We start from the raw sequence: 19,439 nt of genomic DNA, 5'->3' as shown, positions 1-19,439 counted from the left end.
GCGGATCTCTGCATCCTGGTCGATGCCCCGCGGCTGTGGGGGAGCGGTCGCGTGCGCTCAACAGGAGCGCACCGCACCGCGTGGCCACCCTGCTCCTGTTCAGGCCGCCCAGCATCCGGATTCTCCTGTCGAGGAACCGCGCCGGGCCCGCTGTGCGCTGCGACTAAACTGGTGCGGTGAATTCATCCGCTACCCCCATCGACGTTGCGCTGATCGGCGGTGGCATCATGAGTGCCACACTTGGCGCGTTCCTCAAGCAGTTGCAGCCCGACTGGACCATCGAGATCTTCGAGAGGCTGTCGGATGTCGCCCTCGAGAGCTCAAATCCCTGGAACAACGCGGGCACCGGGCACTCGGCCCTCTGCGAGCTCAACTACACGCCGGAGAAGCCCGACGGGACCATCGACATCACGAGCGCCGTCAAGGTGAACGAGCAGTTCCAGGTCTCGCGCCAGTTCTGGTCGTTCTTCGTCGGCAAAGACCTGTTGCCAGACCCGCAGGCGTTCATCAACCCGGTTCCGCACATGAGCTTCGTCACCGGCGATGCCAACGTCGAATACCTGCGCAAGCGCTTCGAAGCGCTCAAGGGGCATCCGTTGTTCGCGGGCATGGAATACAGCGAAGACCCGGCCGTCATCCACTCCTGGGTTCCCGCCATCATCGATGGCCGCAACAAATCGCAGCGCTTCGCCGCCACCCGCATCGACGCGGGCACGGACGTCGATTTCGGCGCGCTCACCCACGGCCTCATCAGCTACCTGCGAGGCAAAGGCGCGAAGCTGCACTTCGAACAGCGCGTCATCAAGATCGGTCGCGACAGCGAGGGCCTCTGGAACCTCCGCGTGAAGCACGAGGTCGGCATGACCAGGCGCACGGTGCGGGCGCGATTCGTCTTCGTCGGCGCGGGCGGCGGCGCACTCTCCCTGCTGCAGAAGTCGGGCATCCCCGAGGCCAGAGGCTTCGGCGGTTTCCCCGTCAGCGGCGAATTCTTGCGAACAGACAACCCGGATGTCGTGGCCAGGCACCACGCGAAGGTCTACGGCAAGGCAGCCGTCGGTTCGCCGCCCATGTCGGTTCCGCACCTCGACACGCGCGTCATCGACGGCAACGCGAGCCTCATGTTCGGACCGTACGCCGGCTTCAGCCCCAAGTTCCTGAAGACCGGTTCGTGGTTCGACCTGTTCGCCACCATCCGTTTCCACAACCTCATCCCGATGATCGCGGCCGGTGCATCCAACCTCTCGCTCGTGCGCTATCTGATCGGCCAGCTCGTCGCGAGCAAGGCCACCAAGTTCAAGGAACTGGCCGCGTTCATGCCGGATGCCGACCCGGACGACTGGTACAAGATCACGGCGGGCCAGCGCGTGCAGGTGATCAAGAAGGATGCCAAGAAGGGCGGAGTGCTGCAGTTCGGCACCGAGGTGGTCTCCTCCGCCGACGGCAGCATTGCGGGCCTGCTGGGAGCGTCGCCCGGCGCATCCACGGCTGTGCCCATCATGCTCGACGTGCTGAAGCGCTGCTTCCCCGACCGCATCGACGGATGGCAGCCGCAGTTGCAGGCGATGATTCCGAGCTACGGCAAACCGTTGGCGCCGGAGCCGAAGCTCGCGAAGAAGACGCTCACCGCGACCGGCAAGGCTCTGCAGCTCAGGTAACTCGCGGGTCGAGCCTGTCGAGACCTCCTGCCTCCCCGTGGGTCGGGTGGCGAGCCACGAGCCTGCGTATCGAGACCCCGTTGACCGAGTCGAGTGCTCGCGCACGTACGCGGGTCGAGTGCTCGTGCAGCGAGTGTATCGAGACCTCCGGCGCAACCAGAGTTCGTCCTCTCCTCTCTGCGGCAAATCTGTGGAGAAGAAGTTATCCACATTTTGGTCGAACATACGTTCGAATGTGGGAGAATTGGGCATGGCCCGATTCACCGATTCCCTCGCCGCAATGGCTGCTGCAGCCGCGGCGTTGCCGCGGGATTCGGTGACGCTCGCGGCTCTGTCCGACGAGGAGTTGCTCGGGATGTCTGAAGCGCTCGCAGACATCGGCCGCAGGGTCGGGCCTTCCGCGGCTGCTGTCGCGGGGGAGATCGCACGCCGCTCCACCCGGCAGCACGGGTTCGACGGTCTGGCGCAACGCACCGGGTTTCGCACTCCGGAGCACCTGGTGCAGAGCTTGACTGGGTCGACCAGTCGTGAGGCGGGAAGGCTGGTGCGCACCGGGCTCATCATTCACGAAGCCGAGCTGGTCACTACCTGCGAGAAGACCGGGGAGGTTCCGCCGGAGTTGACTCGCCCGTGGCTGGTGACGGTAGGCCAGGCTATTGCGGCAGGGAACATCTCGATCGACGCGGCCGAAGCGATCCGTGCCGGCCTCGGGGAACCCGGCGAACACATCAGTGCGGATGCTCTGGCTGAGGCCGCCACAAGTTTGGTTGACACTGCCACCCGGCACGTCGACGATACCGCCAGTGCGGGCGGCACCGCAGGCACCCTGAATGCTGACCAGCTGTTGATCCGTGCTCGGGCTCTGCGTGATGACCTGGACGAGGTCGGTATCGCCGACCGGGAACGAGCCCGTCGGCAGGCACGTTCGTTCCGACGGTTCCGCAGGCCCGACGGGATGACCGCATACAGACTACTCGCTGACCCGGAGAACGCGGCCTACCTGGATGGCATCTACGACGCTCTCACCTCCCCGCGTCGTGGTGGGCCGCGCATGGTCGACCTCAGCGATACGACCCGCAATCACGCGATCGAAGCGGACCCGCGCACGCTCGAGCAACTCGCCTTCGACGGCATCATGGCCGTCCTCCGGATTGGCGCCAGCACTGACGAGAAGACCGCCGCACGCAACGTCCTCGGCTCCCGCCGCCCCGCCGTGCGGATGCTCGTCACCCGAAGCACCCTCGAGTCCGGCACCGGTCACGGTCGAATTGAAGGCCAGCACGCCCCGGTCTCGATCGAAACCATCGACCGGGCCGTGTGCACCAGCGGTGTCGTGCCGGTGGTCTTCGACAGCGACGGACAATGCGTCGACCTTGGCCGGGAGCAACGCCTCTACACCGCCCGGCAACGCATCGGCTTAGCCGCCCGAGACGGCGGATGCCGCTGGCCCGACTGCGACCGCCCCGCATCCTGGAGCGAAGCCCACCACATCAACCACTGGGCCAGAGACCACGGCGAGACGAACATCGCCGACGGAATCCTGCTCTGCCGGTACCACCACCTCCTAGAAGAGCGCAGCTCTTCACGACCTGCAACACGAACAACTCCAACGCACTGGGTAGAACGGATCGAGCGCAGTACCTGACACGCCGCCTCGGTCTCGACAGGCTCGACCCACGAAACACGCGTTGGTCGAGTAGCGAGGCACGAGCGTTATCGAGACCCCCGCGGGGCAACAGTTTCCGAGCGATGAGTGCCGCCCGTTCCGGTCTCGACAGCTAACCAACCCGACACGCGCCCAGAGCCCCTGTGCTACTCTCGTTCACGCTATGAAGCTGTAACGACCCTTCCATCCCGCGCCCGAGGCGCCCATGGACCGTAGCCGGCTCTTTCTCGCGTCATTCGGCGCTTGGCTGCTTCATGTGCACACGCCCGGCGGGAACGCTCGTTCTCGAGAAGGGCGGCCGCAATGGCTCAGCACCCCACTACGCATCAGCACGCCGACATCAATCACCTCCGCGTCGACGGAGTCTCCCACAGCTACGGTGAGCGCCGCGTGCTCACCGACGTCTCGCTCGTCGTCGACGCCTCCCATCGCCTCGGTCTCATCGGGGAGAACGGCGTGGGCAAGTCCACGCTGCTGCGCATCCTGGCCGGAGGTGAGCGCCCGGGCGCAGGCAGCGTACGCACGCCGCAGCGCACCGGCTTCCTCTGGCAGGAGGTGCAGTTCGCTGCGAGCGCGACTGTTGCGCACCTGATCGAAGACGCGCTCGCCGAGGTCAGGGCGATCGAGCGCGAACTCGAGGATGCCGCTGCCGCGCTCGCGACACAGGGTGACGACCGCGGGCAGGCGGCCTCGACGCACGGCGCCGTCGACCCCGCGGCCGCATCCGATCGCTACGCCCGGGCACTCGATGCCGCGGAGCTCGCCGAGGTGTGGTCGGTAGAGGCGAGACGCGACGAGATTCTCGCCGGGCTCGGGGTGGAGGGCATCCCGTTCGACCGCAGGCTCGACCAGGTCTCCGGCGGCCAGCGTTCGCGCTTGGCGCTGGCCGCGTTGCTGTTGCGCCGCCCGACCGCCCTGCTGCTCGACGAGCCCACCAACCACCTGGATGACGAGGCCGCAGGCTTCCTTCGCGAGCAGCTGTTGGGCTGGCACGGGCCGGTGGTGTTCGCGAGCCACGACCGCGCGTTCCTCGACGAGGTCGCGACGGAGCTCGTCGACCTCGACCCGTCGCGGCGCGGCACCACGCGATTCGGCGCCTCAGGCTCGGGGGAAGCGGCTTCTGCGGGCGACCCGCCCGCTGAACCCGGCGGCGTCTACATCGCGTATCTCGCGCAGAAGTCGGCGGAACGCGCGCTGTGGGAGGCGCAGTTCGCGGACGAACAACAGGAACTCAAGCGGCTCAGGTATTCGGTCGACGTGACCTCGCGCGACATCAATCACGACCGGCCGATGCGCGACAGAAACAAGATGGCGTTCGGCGTGCGCGGCGACAAGGTGCAGGGGCAGATCGCCCGCCGGGTGCGCAACTCGCGCACCCGGCTGGAGGAGCTCGAGGCGACCCAGGTGCGCAAGCCGAGCGCCGTGCTCAGCTTCGCGGGCATCCCGCACGGTTCGCAGGTGCTCGGTGACGAGCTTCTGCTGCAGCTGACGGATGCCGTGGTCGGCTCCCGACTGACCGTGCCGGCCTTCAGCGTCGCGTCGCAGAGCTCCATCCTGGTGACCGGAGCCAATGGCGCAGGAAAGTCGACCCTGCTCGGAGTGCTGGCCGGGCGACTCTCGCTCGACTCGGGCATCCTGAACCGTCGCAGGGGGCTGCGGGTCGGCCTTCTGGAACAGGATGTGCGCTTCGCCGACCCCGCGGCGTCGCCGAGGTCGATCTACGAGTCGACGCTGGGCGAGCGGCGTGCGGATGCTCTGCCGCTCTCGGGCCTCGGACTCATCGCGCCGAGGGACCTCGACCGCCCGGTTGCAGCGCTCTCGCTCGGTCAGCAGCGGCGCCTGGCGCTCGCGCTGATCATCGCGAAGCCGCCGCACGTGTTCCTCCTCGACGAGCCGACCAACCACCTCTCGCTGTCGCTCGCCACCGAACTCGAGGATGCGCTGGGCGGCTACCCGGGGGCGGTGGTCGTCGCGAGCCACGACCGCTGGTTGCGCCGCCGGTGGCAGGGCGAGCGGGTCGAACTGCGCGCGGGCGCCCTCGTCACGTGACCCGCCCCATCCGACCACTTCGTAACTCAGGCAATTCGATGCCGATCCGACGCGGACGCACGTGATCGCCGGCGTCGCGCCGTCGGCATCCGCGTTGTGCCTGAGTTATGCAGCGGAAGCCAACGATGTAGCGCGCCTTGACAGAGATTCGAACGTATGTTCGACTATCGGGATGAGGTGGAGCGGGCAGGAACTGGCAGCGGAGCAGCCCTCCGCTCTGCCGGGGCTCGCGAAACTCTCGAACTTCGTCCGCTCCGTGAAGACTCCCGAGTTCGCCGGAATCACGTTTCACGAAGTGCTCGCGAAGAGCGCCCTCAACCACGTGCCCGGCTCGAGCAACGCGATGCCCTTCGGCTGGACCATCAACCCCTATCGTGGCTGCAGTCATGCCTGCGCCTATTGCCTGGGCCCGGAAACGCTCATTCTGATGGCGGACGGGCGCCAGAAACCGCTCTGGGATGTGCGAGTTGGCGATGAGATCTATGGCACCGAGGTGCGCGGTGCGTACCGGCGCTACGTGCGCACAACCGTCCACGCGACGTGGAGCACGCGCAAGCCTGGATATCGTGTGTCCCTCGCGGATGGCACAGAGATCGTCGCCAGTGGAGACCACCGCTTCCTCTCCAATCGCGGGTGGAAGCACGTCACCGGTGCGATGAGCGGTCCTGCAACGCGCCCCTATCTCACACGGCGGAACAAGCTCATGGGTTTTGGCGCCACTGGTCTCAGAGAGAGCGAACAACCGCAGTATTTTGCGGCGGACTATCGCCGCGGATATCTGTGCGGGATGATTCGCGGGGATGCACACATCGGTCATCACCCCTACATCCGTTCATCTGGTCGACCGGGCGTGGTCCACCAGTTTCGACTGGCGCTCGCCGACGAGGAGGTCCTCAACCGCAGTCGCTTGTACCTCGACCAGGAAGGAGTCGCGACGACCACGTTCGACTTCTCAGTGAAGACGGATGTGCGCCGTGCCATGAAGGGGATCCGTGTCGCCAGCAGGGCGGCGGTCGAGCGCATAGAGGGAATCATCGCCTGGACCTCGCAGGCATCGAACGAATGGCACGCGGGCTTTCTGGCGGGGGTATTCGATGCCGAAGGCAGTTGTTCCGGCGGCGTCCTTCGCATCAGCAACAAGAAGGAAGAGATGCTTGCGCAGATTGCCGAGTCGCTCGATGAGCTAGCCATCGACTACACGCGGGAACCCGCCAACTCGATCGGGGTGGCGAACATCCGAATCACCGGTGGGCTCGCCATGCGCCAGAGGTTCTTCAGACTGACCGGGCCCGCCATCTCGCGCAAGCTGAATATGGACGGCCTCGCCGTGAAGTCGAATGCGCGGCTCGAAGTCGTCTCCATCGAGGATCTCGGCGAAGTCATGGACATGATCGACATCACGACCGGCACGGGCGACTTCATAGCCAACGGGGTGATCAGTCACAATTGCTTCGCCCGCCCCACCCACCGCTACCTCGAGCTCGACGCGGGCAAGGACTTCGACAGCGAGATCATCGTGAAGGTGAACGTGGCCGAGGTGCTCGCGAAGGAGCTGGCGAAGCCGAGCTGGGCGAAGCATCCGGTGGCGCTCGGCACGAACACCGACCCGTACCAGCGGGCGGAGGGCCGCTACCGACTGATGCCCGGCATCATCGCGGCGCTCGCCGATAGCGGCACGCCGTTCAGCATCCTCACCAAGGGCACGCTGCTGAGGCGCGACCTTCCGCTGCTCGCCGAGGCGAGCGAACTCGTGCCCGTTGACCTCGCCATGTCGATCGCCATCTACGACGACGAACTGCAGCAGTCCGTCGAGCCCGGCACCCCGAGCACCGCGGCGAGACTCGCCACGGTCACCGCCGCGAAGGAGCACGGCCTCGGCTGCTCCGTGTTCATGATGCCGATCCTCCCGTACCTCACCGACACGCGCGCGCACCTCGACACCGCCCTCCGGCAGATTCGGGATGCCGGCGCCGACTCGGTTCTGTACACCGCGCTCCATCTCCGCCCCGGCGTCAAGGAGTGGTTCATGCTCTGGCTGGCCGACGCGCATCCCGAGCTTGTGCCCCGCTACCGGGAGCTCTACGCGGGTGGCGCCTACGCGCCCAAGGAGTACCGCAAGTGGCTCGCCGCGAAGATCAAACCGCTCATCCGCAGCCATGGCCTCGAGCGCGGTCGCGCCGATCCCGCAACCGGCGCCGTTCGCTCGTCCGCACTCGGCAGGGGGAGTGCGCGCGTCGACGGTGGCTCCGCTCCGCGGTCCCTCATCGCCGAGGAGCTGCCCGCCGGCCCCGGTCTGTCGAGCACGCCCACCCTCTTCTAACGCGGAAATAGCGACGCGACGGATGCCCTGTCACCGACCGCGAAATGTCGCGACAGTCTCCCCGATAGCGACGCGGCAGTTCACTCGATTTCGCCCTGGATGTCGCCCACTCACGCGCTGATCGCATCCGCATGCGCGCGCATATACCCTCAGTTCGGGGGTAATGGGGCACAAAAACCGCGAAGAAGCGGGGAAGACGCGCGATCTGTGCGTAAATCGGGGTACGTCACGGAGTGAAAGGATGTCATACTTTCCCCACGAGCGCGGGAGGGGGAGTCCATGTCACTCGGCATTCCCGCCCATCTGGCGCCACAGGCGCTGAGCCGCGCCTTCGCCCGCGGCCAGCACGCAGCGGCGCTGACCTGTCTCGCCGGTTCGCTGCTCGTCGTGCTTGTCTTCCAGTGGTGCGACGTCGACGCGGTGCTCTGGCCCGCCGCGCTCGCGCTCGTGCCCGTCGTCATCCTCCTCTGGCTCAACGACCGCTCGCGCACGAGCTTCTCCTCCGCGAGTTATCTCATCGTCGGCGGAGCCGGCGTGTACTGGTACGCCGTCACCTTCGCCCTGCAGACCGTGCCGATTCTCTCCGTCGACGCGTTCTCGACGACCCTCCCAAAGATCGCGCTGATCATGGTCGGGGGATCCGGGGCCGGGCTTCTCGCGGGGGTGCTCTGGGCCACGGCAGGCTACCTCGTCGCGGAGTTGGCGGCGGCGGTCGCTCTCCTCCAGGCCGGTCGGCCGCTGACGTTCGACCTCATGACCTTTCTCACCCTCATCGCCCTTTTTGCCATCCTCGTGCTGGTTGATGTCGGGCGGCGCAGCTCCTGGCGCACGCAGCCGCGGCTGCACCGCGCGGCGCGCGACGAGCAGATCGACGCGCTCCGGTACCGCATCGAGGCGAAGGCCGCGGCACTCATGCACGACACCCTGCTGAGCCACCTGGCAGCCATCGCCAACTCCAACCCCGGCCCGCTGCACCCATCGCTGCAGTCGCAGATGGAACGCGACCTCGAGATCCTCATCGGGGAGGAATGGCTGAGCGAGGACTCTGCCGCGGTGGATGCCAAGGCTCGCACCGATTGGCGCGCCAGTGGGCTCTACGCCGCCATCCAGGAGAGCCGGCTGATGGGCCTCGAGGTGGAGTCGACCGGTGACCTCGCGGCCGTGGCCAGGCTCGACCACGAGAGCTCGGTCGCCCTCGGGCTTGCGGTCAAGCAGTGCCTCGTCAACGTGCTCAAGCACTCGGGAACCACGCAGGCCGAGGTGGCCGTGTACGGCTCAGAGTCGGATGTCTCGGTCATGGTCGTCGACACCGGCAAGGGCTTCATGGAGGCCGAGACGGGCGCCGACCGGCTGGGCCTTCGCAACTCCGTTCGTCGCAGGATCGAGGCCATCGAGGGAACCGTACAGGTCTGGTCGACGCCCGGAAGGGGCACCTCGATCATGATCAGGGTGCCGGTGGATAGCGCCTCAGAGCAGTCGGAGGAGCTCGCATGATCGTCAAGCGCGAGCGCACCAGGCAGCAACTCGACCCCGCCGGTGTGAGCGGGATGCGCCCGGTCACCATCGCCGCGGCGGTGGCAGCCTTCCTCTACGCGCTGCTGATGACCCTCGTCGTCGAGGAGCCCGCCGGGCATCCGCTGCTGGCCGCGCTGTCGCTCACCCTGCTCGGCGCAGCCTGCAGCATCGTGATCGTTCAGTCGAGTGCGCTCAGGGCACCGCTGTCGGCGACGACGCACTTGCTCGTTCAGTTCTTTGCGCTCGGGGCCGCCACGCTCTCTGTTGCGGCGTACTGGGGAGTCAACCGTTTCATCCACGACGACTGGGCGCCGGTATCGATCGGCATCCTTCTGCTCGCGCTCTCCTCCTACCGACCGAGCAGGGAACTCGCGGGCGCCGGCGTGCTCATGGCGATCTACCTCGGCTTCCTCGCCATGCTCGAAGCGCCCATGCTGGCCGCACGCGCTCCCTCGGTCGCGTTCGTGGTCGCCGCCGTCACGCCGATGCTCGCGCTCTGCTTCGCTGCCGCGATGTTCTCCTCGAGCTTCATCTCCTCGCTCGAACACTGGCACCGACGAGCGGAGAGCGCCACCAAGAAGCTCGCGAAGCAGATGCAGGCGGGAATAGCTCGATCCGTGCAGCAAGACAGGGTCACCATCCTCAATAAAGAGGTGCTGCCCTTCTTCGCGGATGTTCTCGCCCGCGGTGACATCACCGTCACGGACCGCGATCGCGCGGCCTCGATTGCCGATTCCATCCGCAGGCTGATGGTGGCCGAGTCGGATCGCAGCTGGCTCGAACAGGTGGTGGAGCAGGCGCTGCACGGGCGTGGTGAGGGCGTCTCCGGATTCGTGAACGACCCGCAGCGGCTCGCCCCGATGATCACGACCGACCAGCGCACCGCGCTCCGAGCGTTTCTCGTCGCGCTGTTCGACGAACCCACCTTCGATCGCCAGAGTCTGCGCTTCGAGTTCGAGCGCGCCCGGGGCGGATGTCTGGGCACGCTCACCGCCCACGTCGACGGCTCCGACTTCGCGATGCGAAGCGCCCTCGCCCCCTACCTCGCCGTGATGCGAGTCGTCTTTTGTGAACTGCACGTTGAACTGAACCAGTCCAAGCTGGAGATAAGGATGTCGTATGAGCAGCAGCGTTAACACCACGGATGCAGAAGTCGGCCGCCGCATCCGCCTTGCCCTACTCGATGACCACGAGGTGCTGCTCGACACCCTGAGCAGCTGGATCAACGCCAATGCACCGGACTTCGAGCTGGTGTTGAGTGCGAACACCTGGCTGCAGCTCGTGCACAGCAACAACTTTCCGACCGAGCTGGTCTTCATCGATTTCCAGCTGAAGGAGCCGGTGTCGATCGAGGCGCGCGTGCGCACCTGCCGTGCAGCAGGTGCGAAGGTCATCGTGCTCAGCAGCCTGGACACGCGCGAGGCACGCGACCGGGCGCTCGCGGCCGGCGCATCCGTATTTCTGTCGAAGTCGATGCCGATGCGCGAGGTGATGGATGCCGCACGCAAGGTCATGGGTGTCGAGTCCGGCGCCGAGCTGCAGAAGGATTGGCGCCCGCTGCCGGTGGGCGCCACGACCGAGTCGCGGCCGAAACTCAGCCCGGGGGAGGCCGACGCACTTAGGCTATACGTGGCGGGTTCGAGCACCATCGAGGTCGCCAAGCAGATGAACGTGCAGTACGAGACGGCGAAGACCTACCTTCGGCGCGTGCGCGAGAAATATGCCAAAGCCAACAGACCGGCAAGCAAGAAAGCGGATCTCATCCGCAGGGCAGCCGAGGACGGATACCTGCAGTAGTGGCCAAGCTTTACTTTCGCTATGGGGCGATGAACAGCGGTAAGAGCACCAACATGCTCCAGGCGGCATTCAACTATGAGGAGCGTGGCCAGCAGGTGCTTCTCGCCAAGCCGCAGGTCGACACCAAGGGCGATTCGGCGATCGTGTCGCGACTCGGCGTGAGCCGCGAGGTCGACTTCGTGCTCGAACCAGAGGCGGATGTGCAGCTGGAGTTCGCGAAGCAACGCGAGCGGGTGCGCCGCGAGACCGGTCTCGAGGTCAGCTGCCTCCTCATCGACGAGGCACAGTTCCTCTCGGAGACCCAGGTCGACGACCTGCTGCGCATCGCGATTCAGGAGAACGTGCCGGTTCTCGCTTACGGCATCCGCACCGACTTCCAGACCGTGGCGTTCCCCGGAAGCCGGCGGTTGCTCGAGATCGCCCACTCCATCGAGGAGCTCAAGACCATCTGCCGCTGCGGCCGCAAGGCGGTCTTCAACGCGCGCAAGGTGGGCGACCGCTTCATTTTCGATGGCGACCAGGTCGCGATAGACACTTCGAGTGACCTCAGTGCAGGCGGCGCCACGGATGTCACCTACGAGTCGCTCTGCGGTTCCTGCTACCTGGAGGAGAGCGGTGGCGTGCTGGGCAGCGGTCGCCGCCGGATGCTCGTGGACGCCCCGGAAAGCGCGTACAGCTCGGGCCCCGACGCCGACTTCTCCTGACCGTCCTTCCCTGAGCCCGTCGAAGGGAACTGCCGCGCGTCGACAAGTTCGGCGACCGCACCCGGATGCCGGCGGGCAGCCGTTCGGCTCTACAACAGGACGACGTGCAACCCGCCGCCCGAAACGGCCCTTCGCTGCGGCGTGTTGCACCTGATCCTGTTGGCGGACCACCGCGGCGCTTCGCCAAGCGGACCGCAGCAATGAAAGAAGCCCTCACCGTGACGGTGAGGGCTTCTTTGTCTTGCAATAACACAGTGTCGGGGTAGCGGGATTTGAACCCACGACCTCTTCGTCCCGAACGAAGCGCGCTACCAAACTGCGCCACACCCCGATCGCCCTGTTTCCAGGACCTGCTTCGAATGAATCCTGCGACGCATCCGAAACCTCATCAAGAATAGCTGATTTCTCGACCGATGAATGTCAGCAGGCTCGCTTCGGGCGGGCAGGCGAAGCGAACCGGCGCGTAGATCGACGTTCCGACTCCCGCAGAGACGTTGAGGTAGGCGGAACGCCGGCCGTGACGCCACACGCTGAGGCCGCGCACCTGCTCCCGCGGGATGTCGCAGTTCGTGACGAGAGCACCGTAGCCCGGCACGCACACCTGGCCGCCGTGGGTGTGTCCAGCGAAGATCGCCTCTGCCCCGTGGTTGATCAGCGAGTTCAGCACCACCTGGTAGGGCGCGTGCGTCAGTCCGATCGTGACCGGATTCGGGCCGTCTGGCTCGTCTTGCCAGCCCACGTTCTCCCGCATCTCATCCATCGCCCCCGGCAGCGCCTCGAGCTTCGCCCAGCCGATGTGCGCGTCGTTGACGCCCACGAACTCCAGGCGCGAACCCTTGATCGACATGGCCCGCGCTGTGTTATTGAGGTTCAGCCAGCCCAGCGACTCGAAGAACGCCTCCAGGCGACGGGTGTCGAGATTCTCCGGCTCGTGATGCTTCTCCGACGGACCGGTGAAGTAGGTGAAGGGGTTCTTCAGCACCGGCCCGTGATAGTCGTTGGACCCGTTGACGAAGACACCCGGGATGCCGCGGAATGGCTCGAGGGCATACTCGACTCCCTCGATCCCGCGTTCGTGCCCCAGATTGTCACCCGTGTCGACGATCAGGTCCGGCTCGAAGACCGCGAGACTACGGATCCACTCCTGCTTCGCCCGCTGCCACGGCGCCATGTGCAGGTCGGAGAAGTGCAGTACGGTGAGCGGGCGTGCGCCCGGCTCCAGGACCGGCACCGTCTCACGCCGCAGCGTGAACCGATTGCGCTCCACGAGGGTTCCCCAGGCGAGCGCGCCGAGGCCCACGGCCGCTACCGCAGCGAGTGCTGTGGTAGCGGCGCGCGCGGAGGAAGGAGCGCTCACGGGTTACAGCTGGGGCCCGGCCCCGACGGTGGCTTCGTGGCGCCGGGATCGCCCGCGGGCTTCCCGGTGCTGATGTTCAGCGTGATCGCATCGGATTTCGATGCGGCCGCGTTCGCTGCGGGGTTCGAGGCGAGCACCGTGCAGTAGTCACCGAGAAGACCGCCTCCGCCCCCGCCGCCACCGGTGCTCCCGCTCGCGACCCACACGACCTGAATGTTGTTCGGGTCGAAGCCCTTGCTCACGATCAGCTGGGTCGCGTCGTGGCGGTTCTTGCCTATGACATCCGGCATCGTCGTCGCGAGGCTGCCGTCACTCGTGTAAACGGTGACCGTAGCGCCGACGGGTGTCTTCGACCCGGGTGCGGGATCGGTGCTCGCCACCCTGCCGGCAGGCAGAGCGGATGGGACCGGCCCGCCGTCGGCATACTCGTAGTTCAGGCTCTCGAGGAGTGCCTTCGCCTGCTCGGGAGATTGACCGATCAGCGAGGGTACGGTCGCAGAAGTACCGCCCAACATCGCAGCGGATGCAGCGGGGAAGGGACCGCCGCGTAGGGCAGGGTTAGCGTCGGCAGGCTTCATGATCGCCTTGAACACATTGAAGCGCGCATGCGATGCGTATGTCTGCCTCGTCACGGGGTTGGCAAGACGTCTCAGGCTCTGATGCCCGACGATATTGCCGGTCCACACCGTCGTCGACACCTTGGTCGTTGTGCCCATGATCCAGACGTGGTCGGCCACGTCTCCGGTGCCGGTCTTGCCGCCGATGGGCACTCCGTCCTTGGGATTGCCGGGGTAGCTGGTGCCGCTCGCCATGCTCAACTGCATCGCGTTGGCAACTCCCGCGGCGACTTCTGCGGTGAGCGACTGCGAGCAGTTCTTCGGTTGGCCGGGCAGTTCCTTGCCGGAGGGGTCCACCACCTTGTCAATGATGACGGGTTCGCAGTGGAGCCCGTTCGCGCCAATCGTTGCCGCAGCGGCCGCCATCGTCAGTACCGCCTGCTCGTTCGAGCCGAGGATCGTGTTGGGCACCACCTCGAGCTGCTTGCCATCGGCGCGATGGGCGCCCATGCTCGCGGCGGTGTCGCGAATTGCGCACAGGTCGGACTGCTGGGCCATGTGCATGAACGAGTTGTTCACCGAGTCCCGGAACGAGTTGCGGACCGTCATGATACCGCCGCCACCACTGTCATTCTTCAGCGGGAAGTCCGGTCCACCGAGTGCGCCGGGATCGCACGGTGCGGTGAAGCTCGACATCTTGTACCTCTGCGGCGATCGGCCGTCGACCAGGTCATTCAGTCCGTGGCCGTTCTGCAGCCAGTTGGCGAGGTCGAACATCTTGTACGTCGAGCCCGTAGGGAATCCACCCGAACCGCCGTAGGGGTAGTCGGTGCTGAAGTTTACGGCTCCGCTCGTCTGCGGATTGGCGTCCGGCGCGTCGTCAAATATCTTGTTCTGCGACATCACCAGCACTCGACCCGTACCGACCTCGACGGTGTCTGCAGCAGCGCCCAGAGCGAATCTGGTCTCGCTTGAGGGTGCCTCCACCGCCATGGCGGCATCGGCTGCATTCTGCAAGTCGAGGTCGATGCTCGTATAGATCTTGTAGCCGCCCTTCTCCCAGTTCGCCCTGCGAATCTCTGGCGTTGCTCCCAGCGACGTGGGGATCGGGTTGTGCTCCGTGAAAATCGGGTTGGTCGTCGAGGCCGTGATGAGCTTCGACACGTAATCGCACGCCCACTTGGCGTCGGTAGCGTTGCGGCACCCGTTCGTCGGTGCGCCCGGGTGCACCTCATCCTCGATCTTGGTCGCGATTGCTTCGTCGTGCTGCTTCTGGGTGATGTACTTCTCCCGCAGCATCGAATTGAGGATCTGGTCGCGTCGGATCTTGTTGGCCGGGTAGAACTTTGGGTTGCTGAGGTTCTGCGCGCTCGGACGCTGCACGATCGCCATGAGGCTCGCAGCCTGCGCCAGCGTGACGTCTTTCGCAGACACGTTGAAGTACTGTCGTGCCCCGGATTCCACACCGTAGGTGTTGCCGCTGAATCCGATGATGTTGAGGTACCCGAGCAGGATCTCCTTCTTCGTGTACTTCTTGTCGAGGCCGATCGCGAGCTTCATCTCCTTCAGCTTGCGGTCGGTAGTCTGCTGCGTTGCCTCTTTATAGGCGGCCTTCTGCTCCTTGAGGGTCGGCTTTGCGAGCGCCTCCTGCATCAGGATGTTGCGCACCAGCTGCATGTCGAGAGTCGAGCTTCCGCTCTGGATCTCGCCGGCCTGTGAGTTCTTGATCAGCGCTCGGGCCACAGACGAGAGGTCGACGCCGCCGTGCTGATAGAAGCGGCGGTCCTCACCGGCGACCGCTGCATCCTTCAGGAACTGCGAGACATCCTTCCAGGCGACCTCTTGGCGGTTCTGCTTGAAGACCGTGGCGATCCGCACGGGCGCGCCGGCGCGGTTCGCATAGATGGTGTTCTGCTGGGACTGCTCGCCGATCCGGATGAAGTCGGGAAGATTTTCGAAGACGCCAATGGTGTTATTCGCTGCGACACTAGTGACCGCAAGGGCGGGGGTGACCATCGCGGTCACGAGCACCCCGGCGAGCACGCTGAAGCCGAGGAAACCGGCCAGGCCTCCGAGCACGCCGGAGGGCTTCAATTTTTGGGCAGACATAGCGTCTAGGGTAATGGGTGAAGAGGCCTGCCAACCTGAACGGATGCCGTAATGCCCACCTGGGAGTACCTGACCACGCCGCTGATCGTGCACAACACGACTGCGATCCTGAATAACTGGGGGTCCGAGGGGTGGGAACTGGTGCAGGTCGTGACCGGCCCCGAGGGCGGACTCGTCGCCTACTTCAAGCGCGAAAAGAAAGAGGATGCCTGATGTCGAAGATTGATGACCGTCTCGCCGAGCTTGGTCTCGCCCTACCCGAGGTTGCCAAGCCGGTGGCGGCGTATGTTCCCGCGGTGATCAGCGGCAACCTCGTCTTCACCTCCGGGCAGCTGCCGTTCACGAACGGTGAACTGCCCGCGACGGGCAAGGTCGGCGCGGATGTCGAGGCCGAGATTGCGAAAAGTTACGCACGCACGTGCGCGCTCAACGGGCTCGCGGCCGCGGCATCCGTTATCGGCTCGCTGGATCGAGTGACGCGCGTGGTCAAGGTGGTCGGTTTCGTCGCCTCGGACCCCGCTTTCAGCGGGCAGTCGGGCGTCATCAACGGCGCATCCGAGTTTCTCGGCGAGGTGTTCGGCGACGCGGGTGCGCACGCCAGAAGTGCCGTCGGAGTGGCCGTTCTCCCCCTCGATTCGCCGGTGGAAGTCGAACTCATTCTCGAGTTTGCGTGAAGTAAGCGCTTGCTCGGCAAACTCGCATAATTCAACCGTTGTGCTCGACCTCCCGTGAGGTACACTGAATCGCGTTGAATGCGAATTCGACTAGCAGCGCGCAGTGATTCCCCCCAATCCAGCGCTGCTGTGGCGGCGCCGGTTCCCCCCAACAGGCGCCGCCCCTCTCTCTTTAAGCGGTAGTTTTCGCTGACCGTTCGCTGGCAATAGCGGGCCGCCGTGCCCGCGTCAGCCCTCCGCCCGGATGCCGAGCCGCTCCTCCACAGGAGCGTCGCCTTCCGTCCCGTCCCCGGCGTCGACCGCGGTCCTCGTTCGGCTTCCGCCGCCGGGTTAGCCTCGCCGAGTGTCGTCCTTCGAACCACCCCAGGAGCGCTTCGTCGCCCGCGCGCCGGGCTCCACACGGGCGCAGCATCCGGGTCCTCCGACAGTCTCACCGGGCTGGCGGCGGGAGCCGATTTCGCGCGCGGGCCTGTCTGACTTCGCCCAGCTCTCCGCGCTCGTCGCGGAGCCCGGCGTCACCGACGTCTTTGCCAATGGGCCCAATGAGCTCTGGGTCGATCGCGGCCGCGGGCTCGAGCGGCGCCCACCGACCGAACTGGACGAGGAGGGGCTGCGCTCGCTTGCCGTACGCCTGATCGCGCTCGGCGGCCGACACATCGACGAGGCCACGCCCTGCGTCGACGTGCGCTTGCACGACGGCATCCGAGTGCACGTCGTGCTCCCGCCGATCTCGACGACGGGAACCCTGCTTTCCATCCGGTTGCCGTCCACCCACCGGCTGAGCCTTGACGAGCTTGGGGCCGCCGGTTTCTTCTCCGCAGTACCGCTCGAGCGCGTGCGCGAACTCGTGTCCACGCGCCAGAACCTCTTGATCTCGGGCGCGAGCGGGAGTGGCAAGACGACGCTTCTCGGCGCGCTCCTGGGGGTGGCCGACCCGAGGGAACGGATCGTCGCCATTGAAGACGTCGCCGAGTTGCGGGTGGTGCATCCGCACTTCATCTCGCTGGAGTCGCGGCAGGCCAATCTCGAGGGAGCCGGCCGGCTCGGGCTGGAGCGACTCGTGCGTGAGGCCCTGCGGATGCGCCCAGACCGGCTCGTGCTCGGTGAATGTCGCGGTGCGGAGATTCGAGAGCTGCTCGCCGCGCTCAATACCGGACACGATGGCGGCGCGGGCACCCTGCACGCGAACTCCCTCGGCGATGTGCCCGCACGCATCGAGGCGCTCGGTGCCCTCGCCGAGCTCGGGCCCACCGCGATCGCGCGGCAGACCGTGAGTGCGATCGGAGCCGTGCTCCACCTCGAGCGAGTCGATGGGGTGCGCAGGATCGCGCGGGTGGGCCGCTTCGCACTCGATGACCGAGACCGCTTGCGCATGGTCGAGTCGGATGCCTGATCGCCACGCCGGCACCGCGTCGGGGCTCGAGCGCGTCGCCTCTCTGGTGCAGCGCCTGGCCGTGCTGCTGGCGGCGGGCGTCGCACCCGGCGCGGCGTGGGGCTACCTTGCCGAGGATGCGTCCGACGGCATCCTGCATGCGGTGGCGGACGACGCCTCTCGTGGCGTCCCCATTGCCGAGTCGCTCGTGGCCTTCATTGGTGACGAGTCGCAACTCGCGTCGCCGAGCAGCACTCGCGCATTACCGGGGGAGGCCCCGGGCGTGCAGGCGTGGCGCGGGCTCGCGGCGGCCTGGCAGGTCGCCACCGAGGCGGGAGCATCCCTCGCACCGTCGCTGCGCCAGTTCGCCGGATCGCTCCGCGACCTCGCACAGACCCAGCGCGATCTCTCGGTCGCGCTGGCAGGCCCCGTGGCAACCGCGCGGATGGTGATGGTGCTGCCCATCATCGGTGTGCTGTTCGGTCTCGCGCTCGGCTTCGATACTCTCGGCACGCTCTTCACGACCGTGCCGGGGTGGGCCTGCCTCGTGCTCGGCGTCGTGCTCATGGTGGGTGCGCGTCTCTGGAACCGGCGGCTCGTGGCGCGAGCGCAGCCCAGCATCCTCACGCCCGGTCTCGGCCTCGACCTGATGGCCATCGCCGTCTCCGGTGGCGCTTCGCTCGTGCGTGCGTCCGCGGCCGTCAAGGTTGCGCGAGAGAGCTGTGGGCTGGCCTCCGCCGATGACGAGACCGCGGTCATCGAGAGCGTGCTGTCGCTGTCACGGCGGGCCGGTGTTCCCGCAGCAGAATTGCTGCGCAGCGAGGCGGAGGAGGTGCGTCGCAGGGTGCGCAGCGAGGGCCAGCGCGCGGCCGCAACGCTCGCGGTGACGCTCATGCTGCCGCTCGGTCTCTGCATCCTCCCCGCGTTCATGCTTCTCGGCGTCGCACCGCTCATCATCTCGATCATCACGTCGACGGTCGGGCTGGTCTGAACCTGGCGATCATCTCGTCCACAGCGGGGCGCCTCGACCGTGATTCCACCGATGTTGCTGCGCGCGATTCTGCGTGCTCGACGCTGGCGAGACTGGGGGCTCACGAGAGAGAGGAACACCATGATCCACAGCAGGCGCTGGGCGCAGAAGCTCAGAGACGATCGCGGCGCGGCGACCGCGGAGTATGCCATCACAATTCTTGCGGCCGTCGGATTCGCGGGCCTGCTCGTCGTCATCCTGCGGTCGGATGCCGTGCGGCAGACGCTGACCAACCTGGTGCAGCATGCCCTCAGCTTCGCGGGGTGAGCGCGGGCCGCGCCCGCGGGATGAGCGGAGGATGAGCGGCGATCGCGGCAGCGTGACCGCGGAGTTCGCCACCGTCATACCCGCGGTGCTGCTCGTGCTCGCCTGCTGCCTCGGCGCGGTGCAGCTCGCAGGCACGCAATTGCGATTGCAGGATGCCGCCGCCGCGGCCGCTCGAAGCATCGCCCGCGGCGATAGCGCGGCCGTCGCAGCCGCGCGCGCGGCTCAGCTCGTCGCGGGAGCCACCCTCACGAGGATCGACCGCGGCGGCATGACGTGCGTGCGCCTGCGCTCGCGGGGACCGGCTGGGCCCTTCGCCGCGATCGCGGTGACCGCCTCGAGTTGTGCGCTCGCGGCCGGCGAATGAGCA

16 protein-coding genes and 1 tRNA gene are annotated in these 19,439 nt (G+C 66.4%); 14 read left to right on the top strand and 3 right to left on the bottom strand.

Annotated elements, in window-relative coordinates:
* The first annotated feature begins 176 nt into the window (after positions 1-176).
* The 8 genes from ABUA37_RS12775 to ABUA37_RS12740 all read left to right on the top strand — a co-directional run bounded on the left by ABUA37_RS12775 (position 177) and on the right by ABUA37_RS12740 (position 11,706).
* Positions 177-1,655 carry a malate:quinone oxidoreductase gene (locus tag ABUA37_RS12775; protein ID WP_349899588.1) on the top strand — a complete coding sequence of 493 codons (1,479 nt, stop codon included), beginning with the start codon at positions 177-179 and terminating at the stop codon, positions 1,653-1,655.
* Positions 1,656-1,905: 250 nt separating this feature from the next.
* Positions 1,906-3,300 (top strand): HNH endonuclease signature motif containing protein, encoded by a 1,395-nt coding sequence (locus ABUA37_RS12770; RefSeq protein ID WP_349899587.1) that lies wholly within the window; start codon positions 1,906-1,908, stop codon positions 3,298-3,300.
* Positions 3,301-3,624: 324 nt separating this feature from the next.
* Positions 3,625-5,370: an ABC-F family ATP-binding cassette domain-containing protein gene (locus tag ABUA37_RS12765; protein WP_349899586.1), complete on the top strand. Its 1,746-nt coding sequence runs from the start codon at positions 3,625-3,627 to the stop codon at positions 5,368-5,370.
* A 172-nt stretch (positions 5,371-5,542) separates the two neighbouring features.
* Positions 5,543-7,690, top strand: a complete 2,148-nt coding sequence (locus ABUA37_RS12760) for an intein-containing Rv2578c family radical SAM protein (protein ID WP_349899585.1) — start codon at positions 5,543-5,545, stop codon at positions 7,688-7,690.
* 279 nt (positions 7,691-7,969) lie between these two features.
* On the top strand, positions 7,970-9,184 hold the full coding sequence (locus tag ABUA37_RS12755) for a sensor histidine kinase (protein WP_349899584.1): 1,215 nt from the start codon (positions 7,970-7,972) through the stop codon (positions 9,182-9,184).
* Positions 9,181-10,341 (top strand): hypothetical protein, encoded by a 1,161-nt coding sequence (locus ABUA37_RS12750; RefSeq protein WP_349899583.1) that lies wholly within the window; start codon positions 9,181-9,183, stop codon positions 10,339-10,341. Before ABUA37_RS12755 ends, ABUA37_RS12750 begins: the two co-directional genes overlap by 4 nt.
* Complete coding sequence (locus ABUA37_RS12745) at positions 10,325-11,002, top strand: response regulator transcription factor (RefSeq protein WP_349899582.1); 678 nt, start codon at positions 10,325-10,327, stop codon at positions 11,000-11,002. Before ABUA37_RS12750 ends, ABUA37_RS12745 begins: the two co-directional genes overlap by 17 nt.
* Positions 11,002-11,706 carry a thymidine kinase gene (locus ABUA37_RS12740; RefSeq protein WP_349899581.1) on the top strand — a complete coding sequence of 235 codons (705 nt, stop codon included), beginning with the start codon at positions 11,002-11,004 and terminating at the stop codon, positions 11,704-11,706. Before ABUA37_RS12745 ends, ABUA37_RS12740 begins: the two co-directional genes overlap by 1 nt.
* Before the next feature lie 257 nt (positions 11,707-11,963).
* Here ABUA37_RS12740 and ABUA37_RS12735 read toward each other — a convergent pair.
* The 3 genes from ABUA37_RS12735 to ABUA37_RS12725 form a co-directional block, all read right to left on the bottom strand.
* A tRNA-Pro gene (locus ABUA37_RS12735) sits at positions 11,964-12,037 on the bottom strand.
* 57 nt (positions 12,038-12,094) lie between these two features.
* Positions 12,095-13,063 (bottom strand): metallophosphoesterase, encoded by a 969-nt coding sequence (locus ABUA37_RS12730; protein ID WP_349899580.1) that lies wholly within the window; start codon positions 13,061-13,063, stop codon positions 12,095-12,097.
* Positions 13,060-15,729 (bottom strand): transglycosylase domain-containing protein, encoded by a 2,670-nt coding sequence (locus tag ABUA37_RS12725; RefSeq protein ID WP_349899579.1) that lies wholly within the window; start codon positions 15,727-15,729, stop codon positions 13,060-13,062. The genes ABUA37_RS12730 and ABUA37_RS12725 overlap by 4 nt, the downstream gene beginning before the upstream one ends.
* 51 nt (positions 15,730-15,780) lie before the next feature.
* Here ABUA37_RS12725 and ABUA37_RS12720 point away from each other — a divergent pair, with 51 nt between their 5' ends.
* The 6 genes from ABUA37_RS12720 to ABUA37_RS12695 all read left to right on the top strand — a co-directional run bounded on the left by ABUA37_RS12720 (position 15,781) and on the right by ABUA37_RS12695 (position 19,436).
* Complete coding sequence (locus tag ABUA37_RS12720; protein WP_349899884.1) at positions 15,781-15,942, top strand: hypothetical protein; 162 nt, start codon at positions 15,781-15,783, stop codon at positions 15,940-15,942.
* Complete coding sequence (locus tag ABUA37_RS12715; protein ID WP_349899578.1) at positions 15,942-16,403, top strand: RidA family protein; 462 nt, start codon at positions 15,942-15,944, stop codon at positions 16,401-16,403. Before ABUA37_RS12720 ends, ABUA37_RS12715 begins: the two co-directional genes overlap by 1 nt.
* 343 nt (positions 16,404-16,746) lie before the next feature.
* Positions 16,747-17,796: a TadA family conjugal transfer-associated ATPase gene (locus ABUA37_RS12710; protein ID WP_349899577.1), complete on the top strand. Its 1,050-nt coding sequence runs from the start codon at positions 16,747-16,749 to the stop codon at positions 17,794-17,796.
* Entirely contained in the window at positions 17,789-18,766 is a 978-nt protein-coding gene (locus ABUA37_RS12705) for a type II secretion system F family protein (RefSeq protein ID WP_349899576.1), read from the top strand. Before ABUA37_RS12710 ends, ABUA37_RS12705 begins: the two co-directional genes overlap by 8 nt.
* A 120-nt stretch (positions 18,767-18,886) precedes the next feature.
* Positions 18,887-19,072, top strand: a complete 186-nt coding sequence (locus ABUA37_RS12700) for a DUF4244 domain-containing protein (protein WP_349899575.1) — start codon at positions 18,887-18,889, stop codon at positions 19,070-19,072.
* Between the two features lie 31 nt (positions 19,073-19,103).
* Complete coding sequence (locus ABUA37_RS12695) at positions 19,104-19,436, top strand: TadE family type IV pilus minor pilin (protein ID WP_349899574.1); 333 nt, start codon at positions 19,104-19,106, stop codon at positions 19,434-19,436.
* Positions 19,437-19,439 lie beyond the last annotated feature (3 nt).

This window comes from Parafrigoribacterium soli (genome assembly GCF_040227235.1).
Classification (GTDB): Bacteria; Actinomycetota; Actinomycetes; order Actinomycetales; family Microbacteriaceae; genus Parafrigoribacterium_A; species Parafrigoribacterium_A soli.
This window is presented reverse-complemented; position numbering and strand designations above follow the sequence as displayed.

Coding starts and splice junctions, on each gene's coding strand:
- ABUA37_RS12770 (WP_349899587.1), top strand. CDS start 1,906: ATGGCCCGATTCACCGATTCCCTCGCCGCAATGGCTGCTGCAGCCGCG.
- ABUA37_RS12765 (WP_349899586.1), top strand. CDS start 3,625: ATGGCTCAGCACCCCACTACGCATCAGCACGCCGACATCAATCACCTC.
- ABUA37_RS12760 (WP_349899585.1), top strand. CDS start 5,543: ATGAGGTGGAGCGGGCAGGAACTGGCAGCGGAGCAGCCCTCCGCTCTG.
- ABUA37_RS12755 (WP_349899584.1), top strand. CDS start 7,970: ATGTCACTCGGCATTCCCGCCCATCTGGCGCCACAGGCGCTGAGCCGC.
- ABUA37_RS12750 (WP_349899583.1), top strand. CDS start 9,181: ATGATCGTCAAGCGCGAGCGCACCAGGCAGCAACTCGACCCCGCCGGT.
- ABUA37_RS12745 (WP_349899582.1), top strand. CDS start 10,325: ATGAGCAGCAGCGTTAACACCACGGATGCAGAAGTCGGCCGCCGCATC.
- ABUA37_RS12725 (WP_349899579.1), bottom strand. CDS start 15,729: ATGTCTGCCCAAAAATTGAAGCCCTCCGGCGTGCTCGGAGGCCTGGCC.
- ABUA37_RS12720 (WP_349899884.1), top strand. CDS start 15,781: ATGCCCACCTGGGAGTACCTGACCACGCCGCTGATCGTGCACAACACG.
- ABUA37_RS12715 (WP_349899578.1), top strand. CDS start 15,942: ATGTCGAAGATTGATGACCGTCTCGCCGAGCTTGGTCTCGCCCTACCC.
- ABUA37_RS12705 (WP_349899576.1), top strand. CDS start 17,789: ATGCCTGATCGCCACGCCGGCACCGCGTCGGGGCTCGAGCGCGTCGCC.
- ABUA37_RS12700 (WP_349899575.1), top strand. CDS start 18,887: ATGATCCACAGCAGGCGCTGGGCGCAGAAGCTCAGAGACGATCGCGGC.
- ABUA37_RS12695 (WP_349899574.1), top strand. CDS start 19,104: ATGAGCGGCGATCGCGGCAGCGTGACCGCGGAGTTCGCCACCGTCATA.